Below are 18656 nucleotides of genomic sequence, written 5' to 3' on the forward strand. Positions count from 1 at the left end.
CGGCGTGGCAACCCCGGTCGGTGCGTTCGATTGGTACGGCGGGGCCGGCGTGCGGTGGCCGGCCCGGTTCCCGCCGCCGTCCGGGACCGGCCCCCAGGCCGCACGCCCGGACGGCGGGCGGGCGGAGGGCCGGGGGTACGGCGGCGCGCCGCGCCGCCGCTTGAACAACAAAGTCTTTCGGCAACGGAAGGGAGGGCGGCATGACCAACGCCTCCAAGCGAGCTGCTGACCGCCTTTCTGACCGTCACCGAAGTAGCGGAACGGCTCGGCACCAGTGAGCGGTTCCCCCGGCGGCTCATCGAAGAACGCCGGATCACCTTCGTCCGCCTGGGGCGCGAGGTCCGCATCCCCGAATCCGCGCTCAATGACTTCATCGCGGCGGGACTCGTCCATCCCATCACCACCCGCACATGGAGGGCGGCATGAGCAAGCGACGATTCGGACGCGTTCGGAAACTCCCCTCGGGACGATTCCAGGCGAGATATCCAGGGCCGGACGGTGTGGACCGGACCGCGCCGCACACCTTCCCGACGAAGAAGGAAGCGGAGATCTGGCTGACCAAGAAGGAGGCGGAGCTGCTGGCCGGCGACTGGCTGAACCCAGACCTCGGCAAGGTCAGCTTCAAGGAGTACGGCGCTGCCTGGATCGACGAGCGCCCAGGGCTGCGCCCCAAGACCGTCCAGCTCTACGAGGACCTTCTCCGGATTCACCTCGTTCCGACTTTCGGCAACTGCGCCATGAGCGAGATCAAGGTCGCGAACATCCGGAGGTGGCGCAAGCAGCTTCTGGACAACGGCGTCGAACCGGTCACGGTGGCCAAGGCGTACAGGCTCCTCAAGGCCATCTTCAACACCGCCGTCGAGGACGGGCTGATCAAGTCCAATCCCTGCACGATCAAGAAAGCGGGCAAGGAGGAGTCACCCGAGCGGCCCGTCCTGACCATGAAGCAGGTCTTCACCCTGGCCGGTGCCATCGAGCCGCGATTCCGGATGCTCATCCTGCTCGCCACCTTCGCCAGCCTGCGATGGGGCGAACTGGCCGCACTCCAGCGGAGGAACCTCGACCCGAAGGCGGGGACCATTCGTGTCGTCGGGACCACCACCGAACTCAAAGACGGCTCGGTGACCATCGGCCCTCCCAAGTCGGAAGCAGGCAAGCGCATCGTCAGCATTCCGGCGACACTGCTCCCGGATCTCCGCGAGCACTTGGAGACGTACGCCGAGAAAGGCGAGCACGGCCACGTCTTCGTCGGCCCCAAGGGCGCAAGGCTCCGACGCGCGGACTTCACCCGCGCATGGGCGGCGGCGCTCAAGAAGGCCAAGCTCAGCGGCTTCCACTTCCATGACCTTCGTCACACGGGCAACACCTTCGCCGCACAGTCCGGCGCGACTCTACGGGACCTGATGACCCGCATGGGACACTCGTCCACCCGGGCGGCGTTGATCTACCAGCACACCGCGATGGAGCGAGACCGAGCCATCGCCGACGCTCTCGGCAAGCTCGCCGAGGAGGCACTGAAGCCGGAAGAGCCCGAGCCGGAAGAACAAGATCCAGACGGATCGGGCACGTAACGGGCACGGAAGATCGAAAACGGTGCTAGAAACGATCAAAGCCAGGTCGGGAACTCATCCCTGACCTGGCTTTTCGTTCGGAGAGCGGGTGACGGGAATCGAACCCGCGCTGTCAGCTTGGGAATTGCAGCGATCACGGGCGCTGGACCCCGGGTTGCCTGGTCAACGGAGTTGCCGGGGTGGTCGTGAGTGACCGTGGTTGACCCCTCATTGCCGGGGTTAATGGCACGCTAATGGCACGACCTCAGCCCATGACTTGGGGATTGTTGCGCGCCGCGCGCACCCTGCCCGCCTGATCACCCCGTCTGCCGTCGTCCCGCCCGAAGGGGAAGCGGGCCAGGGCCACGGGTACCAGATGGAGCGCCCCACTGGACGAACGATCTGGTACCCGTGGCCCTGGTCTGCTCGGCTTGTCCCGGGTCGATGGCGGGCGGGGTGATCAGGCTTCCTCCTCAGCCACTCTCGGGCCTCAGGTCTGCGCGGCGATCACCCCGGAGCCAGAGCGGCCCCCGCCGGAGGCTTACGGCTTTCGGAGGAGAGCTGATCGTGTGATCATGTCGCGTTATGGGGATGTTCAACCGCCTACGACTTCCTGATCAGCTTGAGTGCCCCGCTTGTGGGGTGCGGGATCGCTGGTGGCTCCAGTTCCGGTTCGGGGCTCTCACTTTGACGGATTACGAGATCGGCGACCCCGTGGACTGGGCGAGCCGGGGACGAAAGGAAGGGCAGCCAGGGCTCGGGCGCGTTTCGATTCAGGGGACTCTTGAGGAGTGTCCGCGGTGTCGGGCGGACCTTGGACCGGAACGGGAGATCTGGACTATCGAGGTGCGTGGCGATGTCTTCGCGGATGTGGCGGAGGATACGAGCGGCCAGGGCTACTGGCTGGAGTTTTGGCGAGTTGTTGAGGGCTGAGAGCGGCCCGCGCACGTCCGCGCGCGAGAACGGCCCCCAGGCCGCACGCGCAGCGTGCGGGCGTGCGCGGGCCGCGTGGCGGCGCGCAGCGGCGCGCAGCGCCGCCCTTGATACCTACAAGAGCTATTCGGCAATATTCCGGTCGAGCGCCACGGCCTTGCGGGCCTCAGCGATGAGTTCCACGAGGTCGGCCACGAGTTTGGGACTTGCTGCGATGGTCGCGTAAGCGGTCACGCTGTGTGGGCTACCGTCGAGATCAACCACTGTCGCTCCTGCCTCTCGGGCAATGACGACTCCTGCTGCGGTGTCCCACGGGTTATTGCTGAGCATGATGTTGGCGTCGATCCTGCCGTCCGCCACCCAGGCGAGATCGATCGCGGCTGAGCCGAACATCCGGATGCGCTGGACGCGAGCGGCGAGTTCTTGAGTCAGGGCAAGCCGTGGCCGGTTCCGCTCATCGGCGTTGTCCCCTACGGCATAGTCACCGAGGGCCACGATCGCGGTCTGCAACTCGCGGGCGTCGCTCACCTTGATGGCAGATCCGTTGGCGCTAGCGCCAACATTCTCGGCTGCCGAGTAGCGAAGGTTGAGAAACGGCAGGTCGATCAATCCCAGTGCCGGCGTGTCCTTGTCGATCAGCCCGAGAGAGACACCGCAGAGCGGGATGCCGTGCAGGAAGTTGGCGGTTCCATCCACGGGGTCCAGCGCCCACATCAGGCCGTCGCCCATGTGGCTGACGCCTTCCTCCTCGCCGAGGAATCCGATCTCGGGTGTCTCGCGGGACAGGAACTCCCGTACGGCCTGTTCTACGGCGTAGTCCACCTCCGTCGCCATGTCCCGATCGCCCTTGGCCGTGACGACACCGGGAGCTTTGGTACGGATGATCTCGCTGGCGATCGACACGGCTCGTTCGGCGATGGGGAGGAGAGTCCGGGCGTCGATGGTCATACAGATTTGCTCCGCTCCCACATATCCCTGAAAACCTGGTCGAAGATTGGGAACAGCCCTTCTTCAGCGGTGTTGTCCGTGATCACAAACGTAGGTGAATCGACTCCGCGTGCCTGCGGTAGGTACGGCTGGACCACACACAGCGCCCGGTCCACGATGATCAAATTGAATCGGATCGTCTCATCGTAGACGTGGAGTTCAAGGCGCTGGGCCGACGTGGTGTCCAGTCGATCGCGCAACCTGGTGAGCATGCTGATGTTGAGCGCTGTGAGGGTCGTCAGCGTGCTGTCGGTGTAGCCCTCTTCCGCCTCGCGGGCGCGGATCGCCTGGCCCTTCGGGTCGAGGAAGAGGCAGCGGATGCGCGTGCCGGAGTCGAGCAGACGCTTGAGCTGGTGATCGGGGTAGCTCTGGCACAGGATGTTGAGCGAGAGGCCTGCCGCGTTGATCTCCTTCGCGTCGTCGAACAGCGACGAAGCCGGGTAAGCAGAGGAGAAGGCCGAGCGGCTACTGAAGACGGCAGTCACATCAGCCATCTGTGGCAGGGCACAGGCGGCTGCGGGGCCGGCGCTTCTCGCTGGCTCCGGATCTGATCTCTGCGCGGGGATCTCGACGGCGGTCGCGGCGAACAGGTCATGCGCCGACCTGCCCGGGAACATCGCCTCCAAGACACGGCAGTGGCCCGAGTACGGCAAGCCCTTGAGCTCTCCGTTAAGCCAGCGGTGGAGCTGCGCCCGGCTCGGCCAGCCGCCCTGCAACGACGGGTCCACTTTCTTGGCCGCCTTGTCGTACTCCTTACAAAACGTGCTGTACGTCTGCCAATGGCGTTGCGTCAGGAGGGTCTTCAACAGGATCGGCTGGTCAGTCATGATCCGTGCCTCGGGCCGGGGTGCCATATGAGGCCAGATTAGCGACAGAGACGGGCTCGGACGAGACAAAGAGGAGACGAGAAGAAACGAGTCGATCACAGACGGTATCCGGGAGCGATCGAGACGCGACATGTCCTCGGGCAATCCTCGTTGCATGACTGCGCCATGTAGCTCCTGCTCAGGACGGGGCTGGAAGTACGTCAGCCTTCGCCAGAGCGTTGTGGCGGCTGAGTATCCGGCCGACGCCGCCATCGACGAGCGCCACCAGGACGACTGCTGGCGGTGCAACGGGACCGGACAGGCGGGTGCGCTGCTGTGAACATCTACGTTGGCTGCCTCGCTCCTCATGTCGCCCCACCTCGGACGGACTGTATGCGCTTGGTATGGCGGGAGGCCGCACTGGAGCAGGACTCCCTTCGGGTGGTCGCGTACACCTGCGATTGCGAGGACGTGGTCTACGAGCTGTGTCGTGAGGCCGGTCTCTTCTACATCCTCCGGACCGAGCGCCGTGACCGCGTCGTGCAGCGGGTTCACGAGACCTATCGCTGGCGCTACAAGGAAGCGTGTCAAGTCTGGGTCGCCCTTCTCGACGGCGGGGCTCAATAGCCGGGCACGACGGGAGGCGAGTTCAGGGGTGCTGAACCGTCGTGTCTTGGAGCTGGTGGAGGGGCTTGCCGTAGCGCAGTCGGACAGTCCCTCCACCAGTCCGTACGCTTCCTATGGCAGAGGGGGCGACAGGCTGTCCAACTCCAACTAGGCTTTACGACAAGTCGAGTTGTTGGATGGTCGTCATGTCCTCTGAAGAGTTCGCGCCACCGAAGTACGCCCAGATCGTGCAGACGATCAGGCAGAAGATCGCGGACGGGACCTATCCGCCTGGCTCTCTGCTGCCCTCTGAGACGCAGCTTGTTCGAGACTTCAAGGTGAGCCGTCCAACGGTCGTACGCGCCCTCCAAGTTCTCCAGCTCCGTGGCGTCATCGAGCGGGAGCATGGCAAGGGCTCCTTCGTGAAGGCGGCTCCACCGGGCGCGTCCAGCCAGAACCCCCGTCCGGGACGGGCCGTCCTGGATCGCGTGGAAGCCGACGAGAACAGCACGGTCATCGACGCTGGACCCGTGGCGGCCTCCGCGGCAGTCGCCAAACTGCTGGACGTGCCGGAGGGATCCACGGTCGTACGGCGCCGTGTTCTCTTCCGCGATGACGAGCGTCCGACAGACCTGTTCACCGTGTGGTGTCCGGTGCATCAGGCTGAGGGAACGCAGCTCGGCGAGGCGGAGCCTCTTCACGCCGGCATCAGAGAACATCTCCGAGAGAGCAAGGGTCTCAAGCTGCAACACGTCGTCGAACGGCTGAGCGCTCGGCACCCCTCGACGGACGAAGCCAAGCTCATGGAGATACGCAAGAGCGCGCCGGTTCTCGGAGTGCTGGCCAGCGTGTTCAACGGCGGCGGACGGCCCGTGCTTGTCGTGGATCTAGTGCTGCCGGGCGATCTTCACGAGTTGGAAGACTCCTACTCGCTCTGATTCAGAACCTGCCCCACAGCTCCCCCATTTCGCAACACTCGGCCTAAGCCGGGACATTCTCCGCATTACTGCTTTCCTTGCTATGTCATGAATTGATCCGGTTCGCCACGTGGCTTATGTGCGCATTTCTCCTAGCACTATAAAGATCTTGAAGAAATCCCGCTAACTCGTGTTGTCAAGTCCCTGAGCTGCGGGTACCTTCATGACAACTCGACAAGACGAGTTAGCGACAAGACGACCCGCTAGGAGAAGCCTCATGGCATTGCAAGGTCCCATCCCCGTCACGTTCGACATGGTCTTCCCGCACGGCTGCTACGTCGTGGGTGAGGTCGAGCCCGTCAAGGACTTCGACGCCTCGACCAACGGGCGCTTCGTCCAGACCCGCGACAAGCAGAGCGGAGAGCTCGTCTGGCAGGTCAGCGTCATGGACGCCGACCCCACGCTCAAGGCGGCTCAGAAGACCGTGTCCGTCAAGATCCTCAGCCCGGTGCAGCCGGTTCCTCCGGCTCCGATGGCCGGGCTGCCGTTCACGCCGGTCGAGTTCGACCACATGACCGCAACGCCCTACGTCAACCAGGCCGGACGGCTGGCGTACTCGATCAAGGTTCGCGAGATGCGTGCTCCTCGTCCGGCCGGGAAGGCGCAGGCCGCTGCGAAGGACGCGGCGTGATGAGGCGGCAGAAGGCTCGTCCGGGCAGCACGATCGCGCTCAAGGTCGGCCAGGGCGCTGACGTGCGGAACCATCCGTATCCGCAGCGCTCACCGGTCCTGGGGCTCGTCTTCGGCGGTACGCAGGTGCTCGTCACCACGTCGGCCACCGATCACGTCACCCTCGACGACGTCGAGTTCGCTCGGACTCTGGCGCGAGAGGCCGCCATGTTCGCCGGAGCGGTGGAGCGCATGTTCCACGGCCTGCGAACGGGCTGGGGGTGGCGGGTCGATGACGCTCAGCCCGTACACCTACGTCACCGTCTCCATGCGTCCCGACAAGCCGTCGCGGTTCAGCATCGCCTTCTGCTCGGCGGAGCTGCGGGCGCGTGCCTGGCTCGGGGAGAACGGCAAGCCCTGCTTCGACCTCGACACCTCGGACGCCTCGGTGACCGTCTCGACCTCGGGGCCGGTGACCGACGACGACCTGACCGTTGCTCGCACGATCTTCAACGCCGCCGCCCGGTACCTGGCCGACTGCGAGCGACTTCACGGCGGTGAGTCACACGAGGCCAACGACGAGGCGGCCTGATGCTCAGCGGGGCCGCAGGAAGCGGCAACTTCCGGCGGCCCCTCGGTCTTCCGCACACACGCGACATGCATGGAAGGACTTCACCCGAGGATGCCCGGCGACGAGCCGCACCGCATCGTCTCGACCACGCCAGACACGGCGGTGGTCTTCAAACCGGCCGTGGTGCAGACCCCGGCCGTCATCACTCTGGTCATCTTCATCGCCCGGTTCGTGGCCGGCCTCTTCCGGCTGACCTGGCGGCACCCCATCGCTCTGGCGGTGATCGCGGTTCCCGCCGGTCTCTGCCTGGTGTACGGCTGGCGTGCTGCGCTGCTGCTCGTCGTTCCGGCTCTCGTCGCCTTGGGCGCCTGGGCGGTCCTCGACCGGCCGACATTCGTGCGATGGATCGGCTGGCGACTGCTCGCCTTCGCGCGCTGGTTCTGGATCTACCGGCGACACTGGCAGCCGGTCATGACCGTCGCCGGGCTGGCCCGGCACATACGCGGACGGGAGTACGTTCCTCGGCTGGTCAAGGTGACCTCGAACTCCTGGGCCGACAGGCTCACGGTCCGCATGCTCGACGGCCAGGCGGCCAAGGACTGGTCCGACAGGATCGAGAACCTGTCCCACGGCTTCGGGTCGGAGAGTTGCCGGGTGGCGGTGGCCAAGGCCGGTCAGCTCGTGCTGACCTTTCCACGTCACGATCCGCTTGCCACGCCGATGGCTGCGCTTCCCATCCCGGACACACCGACGGTCGGACCGGTCGAGATCGGCAGGCAGGAGGACGGCTCGCCGTGGCTCCTCCGACTGCATGGGACTCATGTCCTCGTCGCTGGGGCCACAGGCGCAGGCAAGGGCTCCATCATCTGGTCGGCGATTCGTGGGCTCATACCCGCGATCCACGCGGGCCTGGTCGAGATCTGGGCGCTCGACCCGAAGCTGATGGAGCTGTCGTACGGCAAGGCTCTCTTCGGCGGACGGTACGCGGCCGATCCTGCCGACTGCGCTGACCTGCTCGACGAGGCGGTGAGCGTCATGCAGAAGCGTGCGGCTCGCTTCGCCGGGGTCCAGCGGTCCCACACACCTACTCTCGACGACCCCTTCGTCCTGGTCGTGGTCGACGAGGTGGCGTTCCTGACCGCCTACCAGTCCGACAGGCAGCTCAGGCAGCGCATCTCCGCTGCTCTGGCCACGCTGACCACTCAGGGACGCGCAGTCGGCGTGGGCGTCCTGGCGGCTCTCCAGGACCCTCGCAAGGAGGTCATGAACATCCGCAACCTCTTCCCGGACAAGATCGCCCTCCGGCTCGACGAGTCGGAGCAGGTGGACATGGTGCTCGGTGACGGCGCACGAGATCACGGTGCCCTGGCCGACCGCATCTCTCCTCGTCCGGAACGTGGCGCTGGCGTCGGATACGTGCGGCTGGAGGCCAGTCCCGATCCGATCCGCGTCCGCGCCGCGTACGTCTCCGACGACGACATCCGCGCGATGGTCGGTGAGGTCCGATGACACTGGCTCACTTCCTCGACGGCCTTCGCTGCGCTTCGTGCGCCGCGCTGAATGCCCTGTGGCTCGACCCGATGCGTGGCCTGGTCGAGTGCGCCGAGTGCGGACAGACCGCGCTCACGTTCCCCGAGATCGCAGAGGAGGTCCGTTGACCGACCGCAAGACCCCGCGCGCTGTCCGCATGGCCCAGCCGCTCGCCCGCGACGTGGCCGAGGAGATTGCCAAGCTTCACGGCGTCTGCATCCGGCCCGTCGCGCTCAGGCGGCTGGACATGACGACCGGCAAGTCCGAGGTCGTCGATGTCCCGTGCGGCTCACCGCTGGAGAGCAAGTGTCCTCCGTGCGCCAAGCGCAAACGGCAGCTCCGGATGGCGCAGTGCCGGGAGGGATGGCACCTCGATGAGGAGCCGATCATCACGCCCGACGAGGCGACCGATGGGCAGCGCTGCCTCGTCGAGTTCCGGGCCGACATGCAGGCCAAGCGCGACGCGGAGGAAAAGGCCAGCGGCGACACCTCCGACTTGGACGCCGTGCTCACCGGGCTCGACATCGAGATCAACGAGGCCGGGATGCGCGGAAACGTGCTGGGTCGTACGGGAGCCAAGCGGGTCCGCTCGACCAAGCGCCGCCAGGACGCACCCGACCTGCCCAAGCGGAAGATGGCCAGCACGACTCTGGGCCGGACCTTCGAGGCGACGGACGGCAGGACCTACCGGCCTTCGCTGTTCGTCACGCTCACCCTGCCGAGCTACGGCAAGGTCATGAACGGCGCTCCCATCGATCCGGGCACGTACGACTACGTTCGGGCAGCCCGTGACGCGCTGCACTTCTCCAAGCTGGTGGACCGGTTCGTGCAGAACCTGCGCCGCGTGGCGGGCTATGACGTGCAGTACTTCGCCACGGTGGAACCTCAGAAGCGGCTCGCTCCGCACCTGCACATGGCTGTCCGGGGCACCCTGCCGCGCGCCGAGATGAAGCAGATCGCGGCGGCCACCTACCACCAGGTCTGGTGGCCTCAGGCAGATGAGGCCCGCTTCGAGGATGACCGCCTGCCCATCTGGAACGACGGCTACGTGGACCCCGACACGGGCGAGGTCCTGCCCACCTGGGACGAAGCTCTCGACCAGCTCGGCGACGAGCCCATGCACGTGATCCGCTTCGGCGATCAGGTGGACGTGAAAGGTGTGCTCGCCGGGTCGCCGGACGCCGACCAGTGCATCCGGTACCTGTCCAAGTACCTGACGAAGAGCCTCGGCGAGACCTTGGACGGTCAGGCTCAGCGGGAGCACGCGGCCCGTTTCATCGATGCCCTGCGCTATGAGCCGTGCTCGCCCACCTGCCCGAACTGGCTCCGGTACGGCGTGCAGCCCAAGAACGCCAAGCCCGGGATGGTTCCCGGTTGCTGCCGATCCAAGGCACACAAGCCTGAACACCTCGGCTACGCCGGTCGCCGGGTCCTGGTCTCCCGCAAGTGGAGCAACAAGACCCTCGCCGAACACAAGCAGGACCGCCGTACGTGGGTCCTGGAAGCGCTCGGCCAGGCCGACGAGCCCACCGACCCGCACCGCTACGTCTGGCAACCGGTCAGGCCGGGCGATCCCGAGGTCGCTCCGATCGGCGTCCGGCTCCTCAGGTCCATCGCCGAACGGCAGCGATGGCGCGCCCACCTGAGACGCCTCGAAGAACTTTCGGCAACTCCGCAGGCAGCCTGAGAGGAGGAGATCTTGGACCAACTGTTCACCGTCCCGGAAGCGGCCGAACTGCTCAGCACCTCGGTTCGCTTCGTCCGCCGACTGATCGCCGAACGCCGGATCGAGTTCGTCAAGGTCGGGCGGCACGTCCGCATCCGAGAGTCCGCACTGATCGCCTTCGTCGTCGCCGGGACCGTCGCACCCATGACGACCTTCGACGCAACCGGGAGGGCCGCCTGATGGCGAACAAGGAGAACCACCGTCGTTTCGGCAACATTCGCAAGCTGCCCTCGGGGCGGTTCCAGATCCGCTACCCCGGACCTGACGGGCGCATCAGAACTGGTGAGGAGACCTACGAGCGCAAAGGCGACGCCGACCGGGCGCTGACTCTGATCGAAGGAAAGATCCTCGCCGGGACGTGGACCGACCCCGAGCGGGCCAAGGTCAAGCTCGCAGAGTATTCGGCAACCTGGATCGACCAGCGTGCGGGGCTTCGACCGAGAACGATCGACCTCTATCGCTGGCTGCTCAAGAAGCACATCACGCCGTATCTAGGCAACGTCTCGCTCGGCAAGCTCTCCACGGCGATGATTCGGCAGTGGCGGGCGGACCTGCTCGGCAAGGGCGTCTCGGTCAGCATGGCGGCCAAGGCGTACCGCCTCCTCCGTGCCGTGCTCATGACGGCGGCCGAGGACGACCGGATCATCTCTCGTAACCCGTGTCGAATCCGCGGGGCCGGCGACGAGCACGCCGAGGAACGACCGGTCCTCTCCGTGGGGCAGGTCTTCGAACTGGCGGACAAGGTCGGGCGCCGCCCAGTGGGCAGCATCCGAGGGCTCAAGAGAGGTGAGGGGCACCGCATCCGGTTCCAACGATATGGCGAGATGCGGACCTACCCGGAGGTCTTTCCGACGAGAGCAGAAGCCGAGCGGGCGCTGTGGCGGATGATCGACACCGGGCAGGCCGACTGCACGCACGATCGGCGCTACCGGGGCTTCGTGCTCCTGGCCACGTTCGCGAGCCTGCGATGGGGCGAGATCACCGCACTGACCCGAGCGGACCTCGACCTCGACGCGGGTACGGCCCGCGTACGCCTGGCCTACGTGGAACGCTCCACCGGGGAACTGGTACTTGGTCCGCCCAAGTCCAAGGCCGGTAGGCGCATCGTCGGTATCCCGCAGGCGATCATCCCCGCCCTGAAGGAGCATCTGCGGCTCTACGTCAAGCCCGAGGCCGGAGCGCTGGTCTTCGCTGGGATCAAGGGCGGCCCCATGCGTCGGAGCGGCTTCAACAAGCTCTCTGGCTGGATGGAGGCCGTCCGAGCGATCGGCGTTCCGGAACTGCACTTCCATGATCTCCGTCACACGGGAAACATGATCGCAGCGGACTCGGGCGCGGGTCTCAAGGACCTCATGGCACGCATGGGACACGACAACGTCCGCGCCGCGATAATCTACCAGCACGCCGTCCGGGGCGCGGACAAGCTGATCACCGAAGCCATCGACAAGCACCTCATCGGGCACGAACGGGCACGCGACGAGGACGACGACAACCCGCCTGGCCTGCTGGTTCCCACCGGGTGATCACAAGCCCTAATGGCACGCTAATGGCACGCAGAGATCAACAGCCCTAGGACAAACCAAAGCCCAGGTACCGAACCCTCGGTCTACCTGGGCTTTCACGATGAGAGCGGGTGACGGGAATCGAACCCGCGCTGTCAGCTTGGGAAGCTGATGTTCTGCCATTGAACTACACCCGCGTACGGCCCGAAGCCGCGGCCACCACTGTACCGGAAACCGCACCCACTTCACCAAGCCAACCGAGCCCCAGTTTCGAGCCTCACTTTGGATCACCAGGTAAGTTTGCTGACCGTGCTGCTATCTGACCGCGACATCCTGGCCGAGATCGACTCCGGGCGGCTCGCGCTGGACCCGTTCGATCGTGACATGATCCAACCGTCCAGCATCGACGTCCGGCTTGACCGCTTTTTCCGGGTGTTCGAGAACCACAGGTATCCGCACATCGATCCCAGTGTCGAGCAGCCTGACTTGACGCGGGTGGTCGAGCCGTCGGGGGACGAGCCGTTCATCCTGCATCCGGGCGAGTTCGTGCTCGCCTCCACCTACGAAGTGATCACGCTGCCCGACGACCTGGCGTCCAGGCTGGAGGGCAAGAGTTCGCTGGGCCGCCTGGGTCTGCTCACGCATTCTACGGCCGGCTTCATCGATCCGGGGTTCAGCGGGCACGTCACGCTGGAGCTGTCCAACGTGGCCACGTTGCCGATCAAGCTGTGGCCGGGGATGAAGATCGGGCAGCTCTGCGTGTTCAGGCTCAGCTCTCCGTCGGAGTTCCCGTACGGGTCGGAGAAGTACGGGTCCCGTTATCAGGGGCAGCGTGGGCCGACTCCGTCGCGGTCGTTCCGCAACTTTCATCGCACCCGGATCTAGCCCCGCCTGTGTGACAAAAAGGCACTCAAAGTACTCTGGGCCGCGGTGTCGTACAGCATACGGAGGGTAGCGACTAGGAGAAGGGGACATGAAGTTCGCATTTTGCCTGGTAAGCCGTACCCTCTTCCACGGACCATCCCCGCACATCTGGAGAACGACGTGCGCCTGCGTCTCACGCCACGTGAGGACAGCTACTATGACCTGTTCGCCGACTCGGCGAACAACCTGGTCACAGCATCACGCCTGCTCGTAGAGATCATCAGCGACGGCTCGGACCGGGAGGCCCTGGCCGAGAAGATGCGCGCCTGCGAGCACGCCGGGGACGAACGCACCCACGCGATCATGAACCGGCTCAACGAGAGTTTCATCACTCCCTTCGACCGCGAGGACATCTACCGGCTGGCCTCCAACCTCGACGACGTGATGGACGCCATGGAGGCGGCGTCGGACCTCATCGTCCTCTACCAGATCGATCATCTCCCCAAAGATGTCGTCCGGCAGGTGGAGGTCCTGGAGCGGGCCGCCGAGCTGACCGCCGAGGCCATGCCGAGGCTGCGCTCGATGAAGAACCTCAACGAGTACTGGATCGAGGTCAACCGCCTGGAGAACCAGGGCGACCAGGTCTACCGCCGGCTGCTGGCCAAGCTTTTCAGCGGCGAGTACGACGCGCTGACGGTGATGAAGATGAAGGAGGTCATCGACGCCCTGGAAGAGGCGGCCGATGCCTTCGAGCACGTGGCCAACACGATCGAGTCGATCGCGGTCAAGGAAAGCTAACTCAGTGGACCTCACGCTCGCCCTCGTCATCGGCGTGGTCGTCGTCGCCCTGGTGTTCGACTACACCAACGGCTTCCACGACGCGGCCAACGCCATCGCGACCTCAGTCTCCACCCGGGCCCTCACGCCCAGGGCGGCGCTGTTCATGGCGGCGGCGATGAACTTCATCGGTGCTCACCTCGGCACCCAGGTCGCGCAGACCGTCGGCAAAGGAATCATCGACGCGCCTGACGGCACACATGGACTGGTGATCGTGGCGGCCGGCCTGATCGGCGCGATCGTCTGGAACCTCATCACCTGGTACTTCGGCCTGCCCTCTTCCTCCAGCCACGCGCTGATCGGCGGTCTCATCGGCTCGGCCCTGGCTTCGGCCAGCGTCGTGCACTGGGAGGGCGTCGTGGCCAAAGTCGTCATCCCCATGATCATCTCACCGCTCGTCGGCTTCTCGCTGGCGGCCGGGATCATGATCGCAATCTACTGGATCTTCAGGAACGCGCAACCGGGCAAGGCCAACCGGGGCTTCCGCTACGCGCAGACGGTCTCGGCCGCGGCGATGGCGCTCGGCCACGGCCTCCAGGACGCGCAGAAGACGATGGGCGTCATCTTCCTGGCGCTGGTCGTCGGCGGTTACGCCGCTCCTGCCGACCCCATCCCGCAGTGGGTCATCCTGGCCGCCGCGGGCGCGATCTCGCTCGGCACGTACGCGGGTGGCTGGCGGATCATGCGGACGCTGGGCCGCCGCATCATCGCCCTCGACCCGCCGCAGGGCTTCGCCGCGGAAGCCGCCGCGTCGACGGTGCTGTACGGCGCGGCGATCGGGTTCGGGGCGCCGATCTCCACCACGCACACGATCACCTCGGCGATCATGGGCGTGGGTTCGACCAAGCGGCTGTCGGCGGTGCGGTGGGGTGTGGCGGGCAACATCGTGACCGCCTGGGTCCTCACGATTCCGGCAGCGGCTCTGGTGGCTGCTCTGTCGTACTACGCGCTGCACTTCCTGGTGGAGTAGCGGCGTACATCACGTCGACGTCCCAGCGGCTGAAGCCAAGGGACTCGTACAGCCTGATCGCGGCCGTGTTGGCCTCGTCCACGTAGAGCATGGCCTGGGCGAGGCCGCGCGAGCGCAGGTGGGCCAGGCCGGCCAGGGTGAGCGCCTTGCCCAGGCCGGTGCCCTGCTGGGAGGGGTCGACGCCGACGACGTAGACCTCGCCCAGCGGCTCGTGGCCGTGCTCCTGGTGCTCGTCGGAGCCGTGGATCTTGGTCCAGTGGAATCCGGCGAGCCGGTCGCCGCGGAAGGCCAGGAAGAACCCTTCGGGGTCGAACCACGGCTCCCGCTCGCGCAGCAGCAGGTCGTCCATCGTCCACGCGCCCTGTTCGGGGTGGTGGGCGAAGGCCGCGGAGTTCACCTTCAGCCAGGCTTCCTCGTCCTGTCCCGGGACGAACGTCCGTACGCTGATGCCCTCCGGCACCTCGTACGGGGCCAGCGGCGCGAACAGGGAGCGGCGCATCTGCCAGAGCGAGCGCGCCCGTTCGAGGCCGGAGGAGGCCGCCAGCGCCTCCGCGCCCGGGTGGTCGCCGTGCGCCCACAGCCGCAGCCTGCCGCCCGTCAGGTCGAGCACGGCGCGCAGCAGCCGCGCGCCGTGGCCGCGGCGGCGCTGGGCGGGGTGGATGACGAGCTCGCCGCTGGGCCCCTCGACCTCGTCGGTGGGGTCGACGTGGGCGTAGCCGGCCAGGGCGGCGCCGTCGTAGAGCAGGAGGGAGCGGGCCCTCGGATCGCCGCCGTAGCGCAGGTGGAGCATCACGTGCTCGTTCAGCGGGCGGACGCCGTCGGTCTCGGTCGCCGCCTCGACGACGGACAGCACCCCGGCGATTTCCTGGTCATCAAGCCGTTCCCGGACTTTCACACTCTCGCTCACAGATCGAACTCTAGGCGTACGACTGGCAAATGACGCCATGTCCGGGCGCGATGAATCGTTACCTTTGCGCCATTGGCTGCATGGCTTGCGGACGTATGTTCTTGGGCCATGACGTCCCGTTCCCTCCTCCGGCTCACGATGGCCGGAGCCGTCGCCGCAGGCGGCGTCCTGCTCGCCGGCCTCCCGGCGGACGCGAGCAAGGCACCGAGGACCGTTCCGGTCCGGTTGCTCGCTCTCAACGACTTCCACGGCCACCTCGAACCGCCGACCGGGTCCTCCGGGCGGATGGTCGACGAGCACGGCGCCACGGTCGAGGCCGGCGGCGCGGCGTACGTGGCGACGCACATGAAGGCCCTGGCCGACGGCAACACGATCGCGGTCGCCCAGGGTGACCTGATCGGGGCCACGCCGCTGCTCTCGGCCGCCTACCACGACGAGCCGTCGGTGGAGTTCCTGGGCAAGCTCGGGCTGGACGTGGCGGCGGTGGGCAACCACGAGTTCGACGAGGGCTACGCCGAGCTGCGGCGCATCATGAAGGGCGGCTGCCACCCGGTGGACGGCTGCTCCCCCGCCGGGCCGTGGAAGGGCGCGACGTTCGACTACGTGGGCGCCAACGTGCTGTTCAAGAACCGGGACGAGCGGACCGACGCGCTCGCCGCCCTCGGCGACAGCAGCAGGTTCGGCGAGCTGCTGAAGGACTGGGGCGTGCCCGCGCTGCCGCCGGTCAGCGTGAAGTGGATGAACGGCGTGCCGATCGGCTTCATCGGCCTGGTCACGAAGACGACGCCGAACATCGTCACCGCCGAGGGCATCAAGGATCTCAAGTTCGTCGACGAGGTCAAGGCCGCGAACGTGGCTTCCAGGCTGCTCCGGCTGGTGGGCGTGAAGGCCCAGGTCGTGCTTGTGCACGAGGGCGACCAGGTGACGGCGGGCCGGTCGCCCGACGCCTGCGCCGCGATCCCGGGCGCCGGCAACCGCATCGCCACGCAGGTGGACCCCGAGATCGACCTGGTGCTCAGCGGCCACTCGCACCAGGCGTACAAGTGCGTGGTCAAGGACCCGGCGGGGCGTGACCGGCTCTACTCGCAGGGCGGCTCGTTCGGGCGCGTGATCACGCAGGTGGACCTGAAGGTGGACGTGCGGACGCGGGACGTCGACCGCTCCTCGGTCGTGGCGGACAACCACGTGGTGACCCGGACGGTCGCCCCGGATGCCGAAATTTCGGCGTTCGTGCAGACGTGGAAGGACCGGGTCGCCCCGGTCGCCAACCGGCCCGTCGGCACGATCACCGCCGACATCACCAACGCCGCCGCCCCGTCCGGCGAGTCCGCGCTCGGCAACCTCATCGCCGACGCCCAGCTCGCCGCCACCCGGGAGGGCGGCAACGCGCAGATCGCGCTGATGAACCCGGGCGGCGTGCGCGCCTCCCTGTCGTACGCGAGCTCCCCGGCGGGCGAGGGCGACGGGACGGTCACGTACGGCGAGGCGTTCACCGTGCAGCCGTTCAACAATCTCATGCAGGTCGTCACGCTGACCGGCGCCCAACTCAAGACCGTGCTGGAGCAGCAGTTCACCGGCGGGCCGAACAACCAGGCGTTCACCAAGATCCTGCAGCCCTCGGCGAACCTGACCTACACCTACAGCACCGGCGCCGCCTGGGGCGCCAGGGTGTCCGACATCAAGATCGACGGGGTGCCGGTGACCGACACGCAGGCGATCCGGGTGGCGGCCAACAACTTCCTGGTCGGCGGCGGTGACGCGTTCCAGGCGTTCACCGAGGGCACCGACCTGTGGAGCGGGCCGCTCGACATCGACGCGTTCGTCGCCTACCTGGGGCAGAACAACCCGATCGCGCCCCCCGCAACCAACCGGATCACGGTGACGGGTTAGGACGCAGCGGAAGGCGGACCACGAACCGGGTGCCCGGCTCGTGGTCCGCGACCGTGATGGCGCCGCCGTGCCGGGTGACGATCTCGCGGGTGAGCGCCAGCCCCAGGCCGCTGCCGCCCCGGTCCCTGGTGCGGCCCGCCTCCAGCCGGGTGAACCGCTCGAAGACGCGCTCGCGGTCCTCGGGCGCGATGCTGTCGCCGTCGTTGGTGACGGTGACGACGACGTGCTCGCCGTCCAGCGAGACGTCCAGGTCGACGCGGGTGTCAGCGTGCCGTACGGCGTTGTCCAGCAGGTTCGTCAGCACGCGGTCGAGCTGCGTCTGGGAGCCGAGGACGGGCGCGGGCGCGCACGGCCGCATGCGGACGGGCACGCGGCCGGTGCGGCGGCGCTCCGCCTGGTCCCGCGCCAGGTCGCAGAGGTCGACGGTGGAGCGGGGCGCCACGGCCCCGGCGTCCAGGCGGGCCAGCATGAGCAGCTCGTCGATGATGGCCGCGAGCCGGTCCGTCGCCGCCATCGCGCGCATGCCCGTGTCGTACCAGTCGGTCTCCTCCGGGTACGCGGTCGCGTAGTCGAGCTGCGTGCGCAGGGCGGCGATCGGGCTGCGCAGCTCGTGCGAGGCGTCGGCGACGAAGCGGCGCTGGGTCTCGGCCGAACGTTCGAGCCGGTCGAGCGTGCTGTTGGTGGTGACGGCCAGCCTGGTGATCTCGTCACCCGTGTCGGGCACGGGGACGCGGCGGCTGAGATCCCGGCCGGTGATGGCGGCGAGCCGGGCCCGGATGTGCTCCACCGGACGCAGCGCGAGCCCGACCGTGAACCAGGTGATGAGCCCGATGATGAGCAGCACCAGCGGGGTGCCGACGAAGACGATGCCGTAGATCCACTTCAGCGCCCGGTTCACGTCGCCGAGCGACGCCGCCCCGTACACCGTGACCGGGCCTGACGGGCTGCGCACGGTCATCGCCATGACGCGGTAGTCGCCGCCGGGATCGACGTGCGGCGGCAGGCCGGTGATGTTGCGGTCGATGGCGTAGACGTGCTCCGGCTCGGGCGGGTCGAACCCGGTCACCAGGCGCCGCTGCCCCAGCCTGCCCGCCGACAGCACCCGGCCGTCGGCCCCGACCACCTGCACGAACTGGATCCGGGCCGGGACCTCGATCTTCGGTTTGAGCGTGCCCAGGCGCGCGTCGCTGGCGGTGCGGCGCACGGCCAGCTCGACCCTGGCGTCCACCTGGTCACGCAGATTGTCGGGCACGGTGACCACGGCGACCGCGGACGACGTGCCGAAGATCAGCGCCCCGACCAGCACCGCGATCGTCGTCAGACGCCCGCGGATCGAGCGAGGTATGAGCACGTCCGACCCCTACCCTGAACCGGACATTCATGACGTTCGA

Annotated in this window: 18 protein-coding genes and 1 tRNA gene; 14 read left to right on the forward strand and 5 right to left on the reverse strand. The window is 67.1% G+C overall.

Annotated features, from left to right (window positions below):
• Positions 1-237 precede the first annotated feature (237 nt).
• Together AB0G11_RS06795 and AB0G11_RS06800 are read left to right on the forward strand one after the other, a co-directional pair.
• Positions 238-426 (forward strand): excisionase family DNA-binding protein, encoded by a 189-nt coding sequence (locus AB0G11_RS06795; RefSeq protein ID WP_246646644.1) that lies wholly within the window; start codon positions 238-240, stop codon positions 424-426.
• Entirely contained in the window at positions 423-1571 is a 1149-nt protein-coding gene (locus tag AB0G11_RS06800; protein ID WP_357584442.1) for a tyrosine-type recombinase/integrase, read from the forward strand. Before AB0G11_RS06795 ends, AB0G11_RS06800 begins: the two co-directional genes overlap by 4 nt.
• A 1035-nt stretch (positions 1572-2606) precedes the next feature.
• Here AB0G11_RS06800 and AB0G11_RS06805 read toward each other — a convergent pair.
• Together AB0G11_RS06805 and AB0G11_RS06810 are read right to left on the reverse strand one after the other, a co-directional pair.
• Entirely contained in the window at positions 2607-3431 is an 825-nt protein-coding gene (locus tag AB0G11_RS06805; RefSeq protein ID WP_219516826.1) for an inositol monophosphatase family protein, read from the reverse strand.
• Complete coding sequence (locus AB0G11_RS06810; protein WP_219516828.1) at positions 3428-4297, reverse strand: DUF5919 domain-containing protein; 870 nt, start codon at positions 4295-4297, stop codon at positions 3428-3430. The genes AB0G11_RS06805 and AB0G11_RS06810 overlap by 4 nt, the downstream gene beginning before the upstream one ends.
• Before the next feature lie 791 nt (positions 4298-5088).
• Between AB0G11_RS06810 and AB0G11_RS06815 the strand changes: the two genes are divergently transcribed.
• From AB0G11_RS06815 to AB0G11_RS06850, 8 genes are all read left to right on the forward strand, one after another.
• Positions 5089-5820, forward strand: a complete 732-nt coding sequence (locus AB0G11_RS06815) for a GntR family transcriptional regulator (protein ID WP_246646640.1) — start codon at positions 5089-5091, stop codon at positions 5818-5820.
• Between the two features lie 256 nt (positions 5821-6076).
• Positions 6077-6490, forward strand: coding sequence for a plasmid replication, integration and excision activator (locus AB0G11_RS06820; protein WP_357584444.1), 414 nt, complete (start codon positions 6077-6079; stop codon positions 6488-6490).
• A 270-nt stretch (positions 6491-6760) separates the two neighbouring features.
• The gene (locus AB0G11_RS06825) at positions 6761-7060 is read left to right on the forward strand and encodes a hypothetical protein (RefSeq protein ID WP_219516843.1); all 300 of its coding nucleotides are present in this window, start codon (positions 6761-6763) and stop codon (positions 7058-7060) included.
• 90 nt (positions 7061-7150) lie between these two features.
• Positions 7151-8548: an FtsK/SpoIIIE domain-containing protein gene (locus AB0G11_RS06830; protein ID WP_357584446.1), complete on the forward strand. Its 1398-nt coding sequence runs from the start codon at positions 7151-7153 to the stop codon at positions 8546-8548.
• Positions 8545-8697: a hypothetical protein gene (locus tag AB0G11_RS06835; protein WP_219516852.1), complete on the forward strand. Its 153-nt coding sequence runs from the start codon at positions 8545-8547 to the stop codon at positions 8695-8697. The genes AB0G11_RS06830 and AB0G11_RS06835 overlap by 4 nt, the downstream gene beginning before the upstream one ends.
• 29 nt (positions 8698-8726) lie before the next feature.
• Positions 8727-10256, forward strand: coding sequence for a replication initiator (locus AB0G11_RS06840; protein ID WP_357584948.1), 1530 nt, complete (start codon positions 8727-8729; stop codon positions 10254-10256).
• A 12-nt stretch (positions 10257-10268) separates the two neighbouring features.
• Positions 10269-10475 (forward strand): helix-turn-helix domain-containing protein, encoded by a 207-nt coding sequence (locus AB0G11_RS06845; RefSeq protein WP_225271124.1) that lies wholly within the window; start codon positions 10269-10271, stop codon positions 10473-10475.
• A complete protein-coding gene (locus AB0G11_RS06850; RefSeq protein WP_357584448.1) occupies positions 10475-11818 on the forward strand; it encodes a site-specific integrase in 1344 nt (447 codons plus the stop codon). Before AB0G11_RS06845 ends, AB0G11_RS06850 begins: the two co-directional genes overlap by 1 nt.
• Positions 11819-11923: 105 nt before the next feature.
• Here AB0G11_RS06850 and AB0G11_RS06855 read toward each other — a convergent pair.
• Positions 11924-11994 (reverse strand) — tRNA-Gly (locus AB0G11_RS06855).
• Between the two features lie 112 nt (positions 11995-12106).
• Between AB0G11_RS06855 and dcd the strand changes: the two genes are divergently transcribed.
• From dcd to AB0G11_RS06870, 3 genes are all read left to right on the forward strand, one after another.
• A complete protein-coding gene (gene dcd / locus AB0G11_RS06860; protein WP_219516870.1) occupies positions 12107-12682 on the forward strand; it encodes a dCTP deaminase in 576 nt (191 codons plus the stop codon).
• Positions 12683-12841: 159 nt separating this feature from the next.
• Entirely contained in the window at positions 12842-13459 is a 618-nt protein-coding gene (locus tag AB0G11_RS06865) for a DUF47 family protein (protein WP_219516885.1), read from the forward strand.
• A 4-nt stretch (positions 13460-13463) separates the two neighbouring features.
• Positions 13464-14468 (forward strand): inorganic phosphate transporter, encoded by a 1005-nt coding sequence (locus AB0G11_RS06870; RefSeq protein ID WP_219516887.1) that lies wholly within the window; start codon positions 13464-13466, stop codon positions 14466-14468.
• Here AB0G11_RS06870 and mshD read toward each other — a convergent pair.
• A complete protein-coding gene (gene mshD / locus AB0G11_RS06875; RefSeq protein ID WP_357584450.1) occupies positions 14401-15375 on the reverse strand; it encodes a mycothiol synthase in 975 nt (324 codons plus the stop codon). The two genes, AB0G11_RS06870 and mshD, sit on opposite strands and share 68 nt — an antisense overlap.
• A 108-nt stretch (positions 15376-15483) precedes the next feature.
• On the opposite strand from mshD, the gene AB0G11_RS06880 reads away from it, so the two are divergent.
• A complete protein-coding gene (locus tag AB0G11_RS06880; protein WP_357584452.1) occupies positions 15484-17265 on the forward strand; it encodes a bifunctional metallophosphatase/5'-nucleotidase in 1782 nt (593 codons plus the stop codon).
• Here the strand turns inward: AB0G11_RS06880 and AB0G11_RS06885 are convergent.
• Positions 17249-18616 carry an ATP-binding protein gene (locus AB0G11_RS06885; RefSeq protein ID WP_357584454.1) on the reverse strand — a complete coding sequence of 456 codons (1368 nt, stop codon included), beginning with the start codon at positions 18614-18616 and terminating at the stop codon, positions 17249-17251. The two genes, AB0G11_RS06880 and AB0G11_RS06885, sit on opposite strands and share 17 nt — an antisense overlap.
• Positions 18617-18656 lie beyond the last annotated feature (40 nt).

Source organism: Nonomuraea sp. NPDC023979, assembly GCF_040639085.1.
Taxonomy (GTDB): domain Bacteria; phylum Actinomycetota; class Actinomycetes; order Streptosporangiales; family Streptosporangiaceae; genus Nonomuraea; species Nonomuraea ceibae.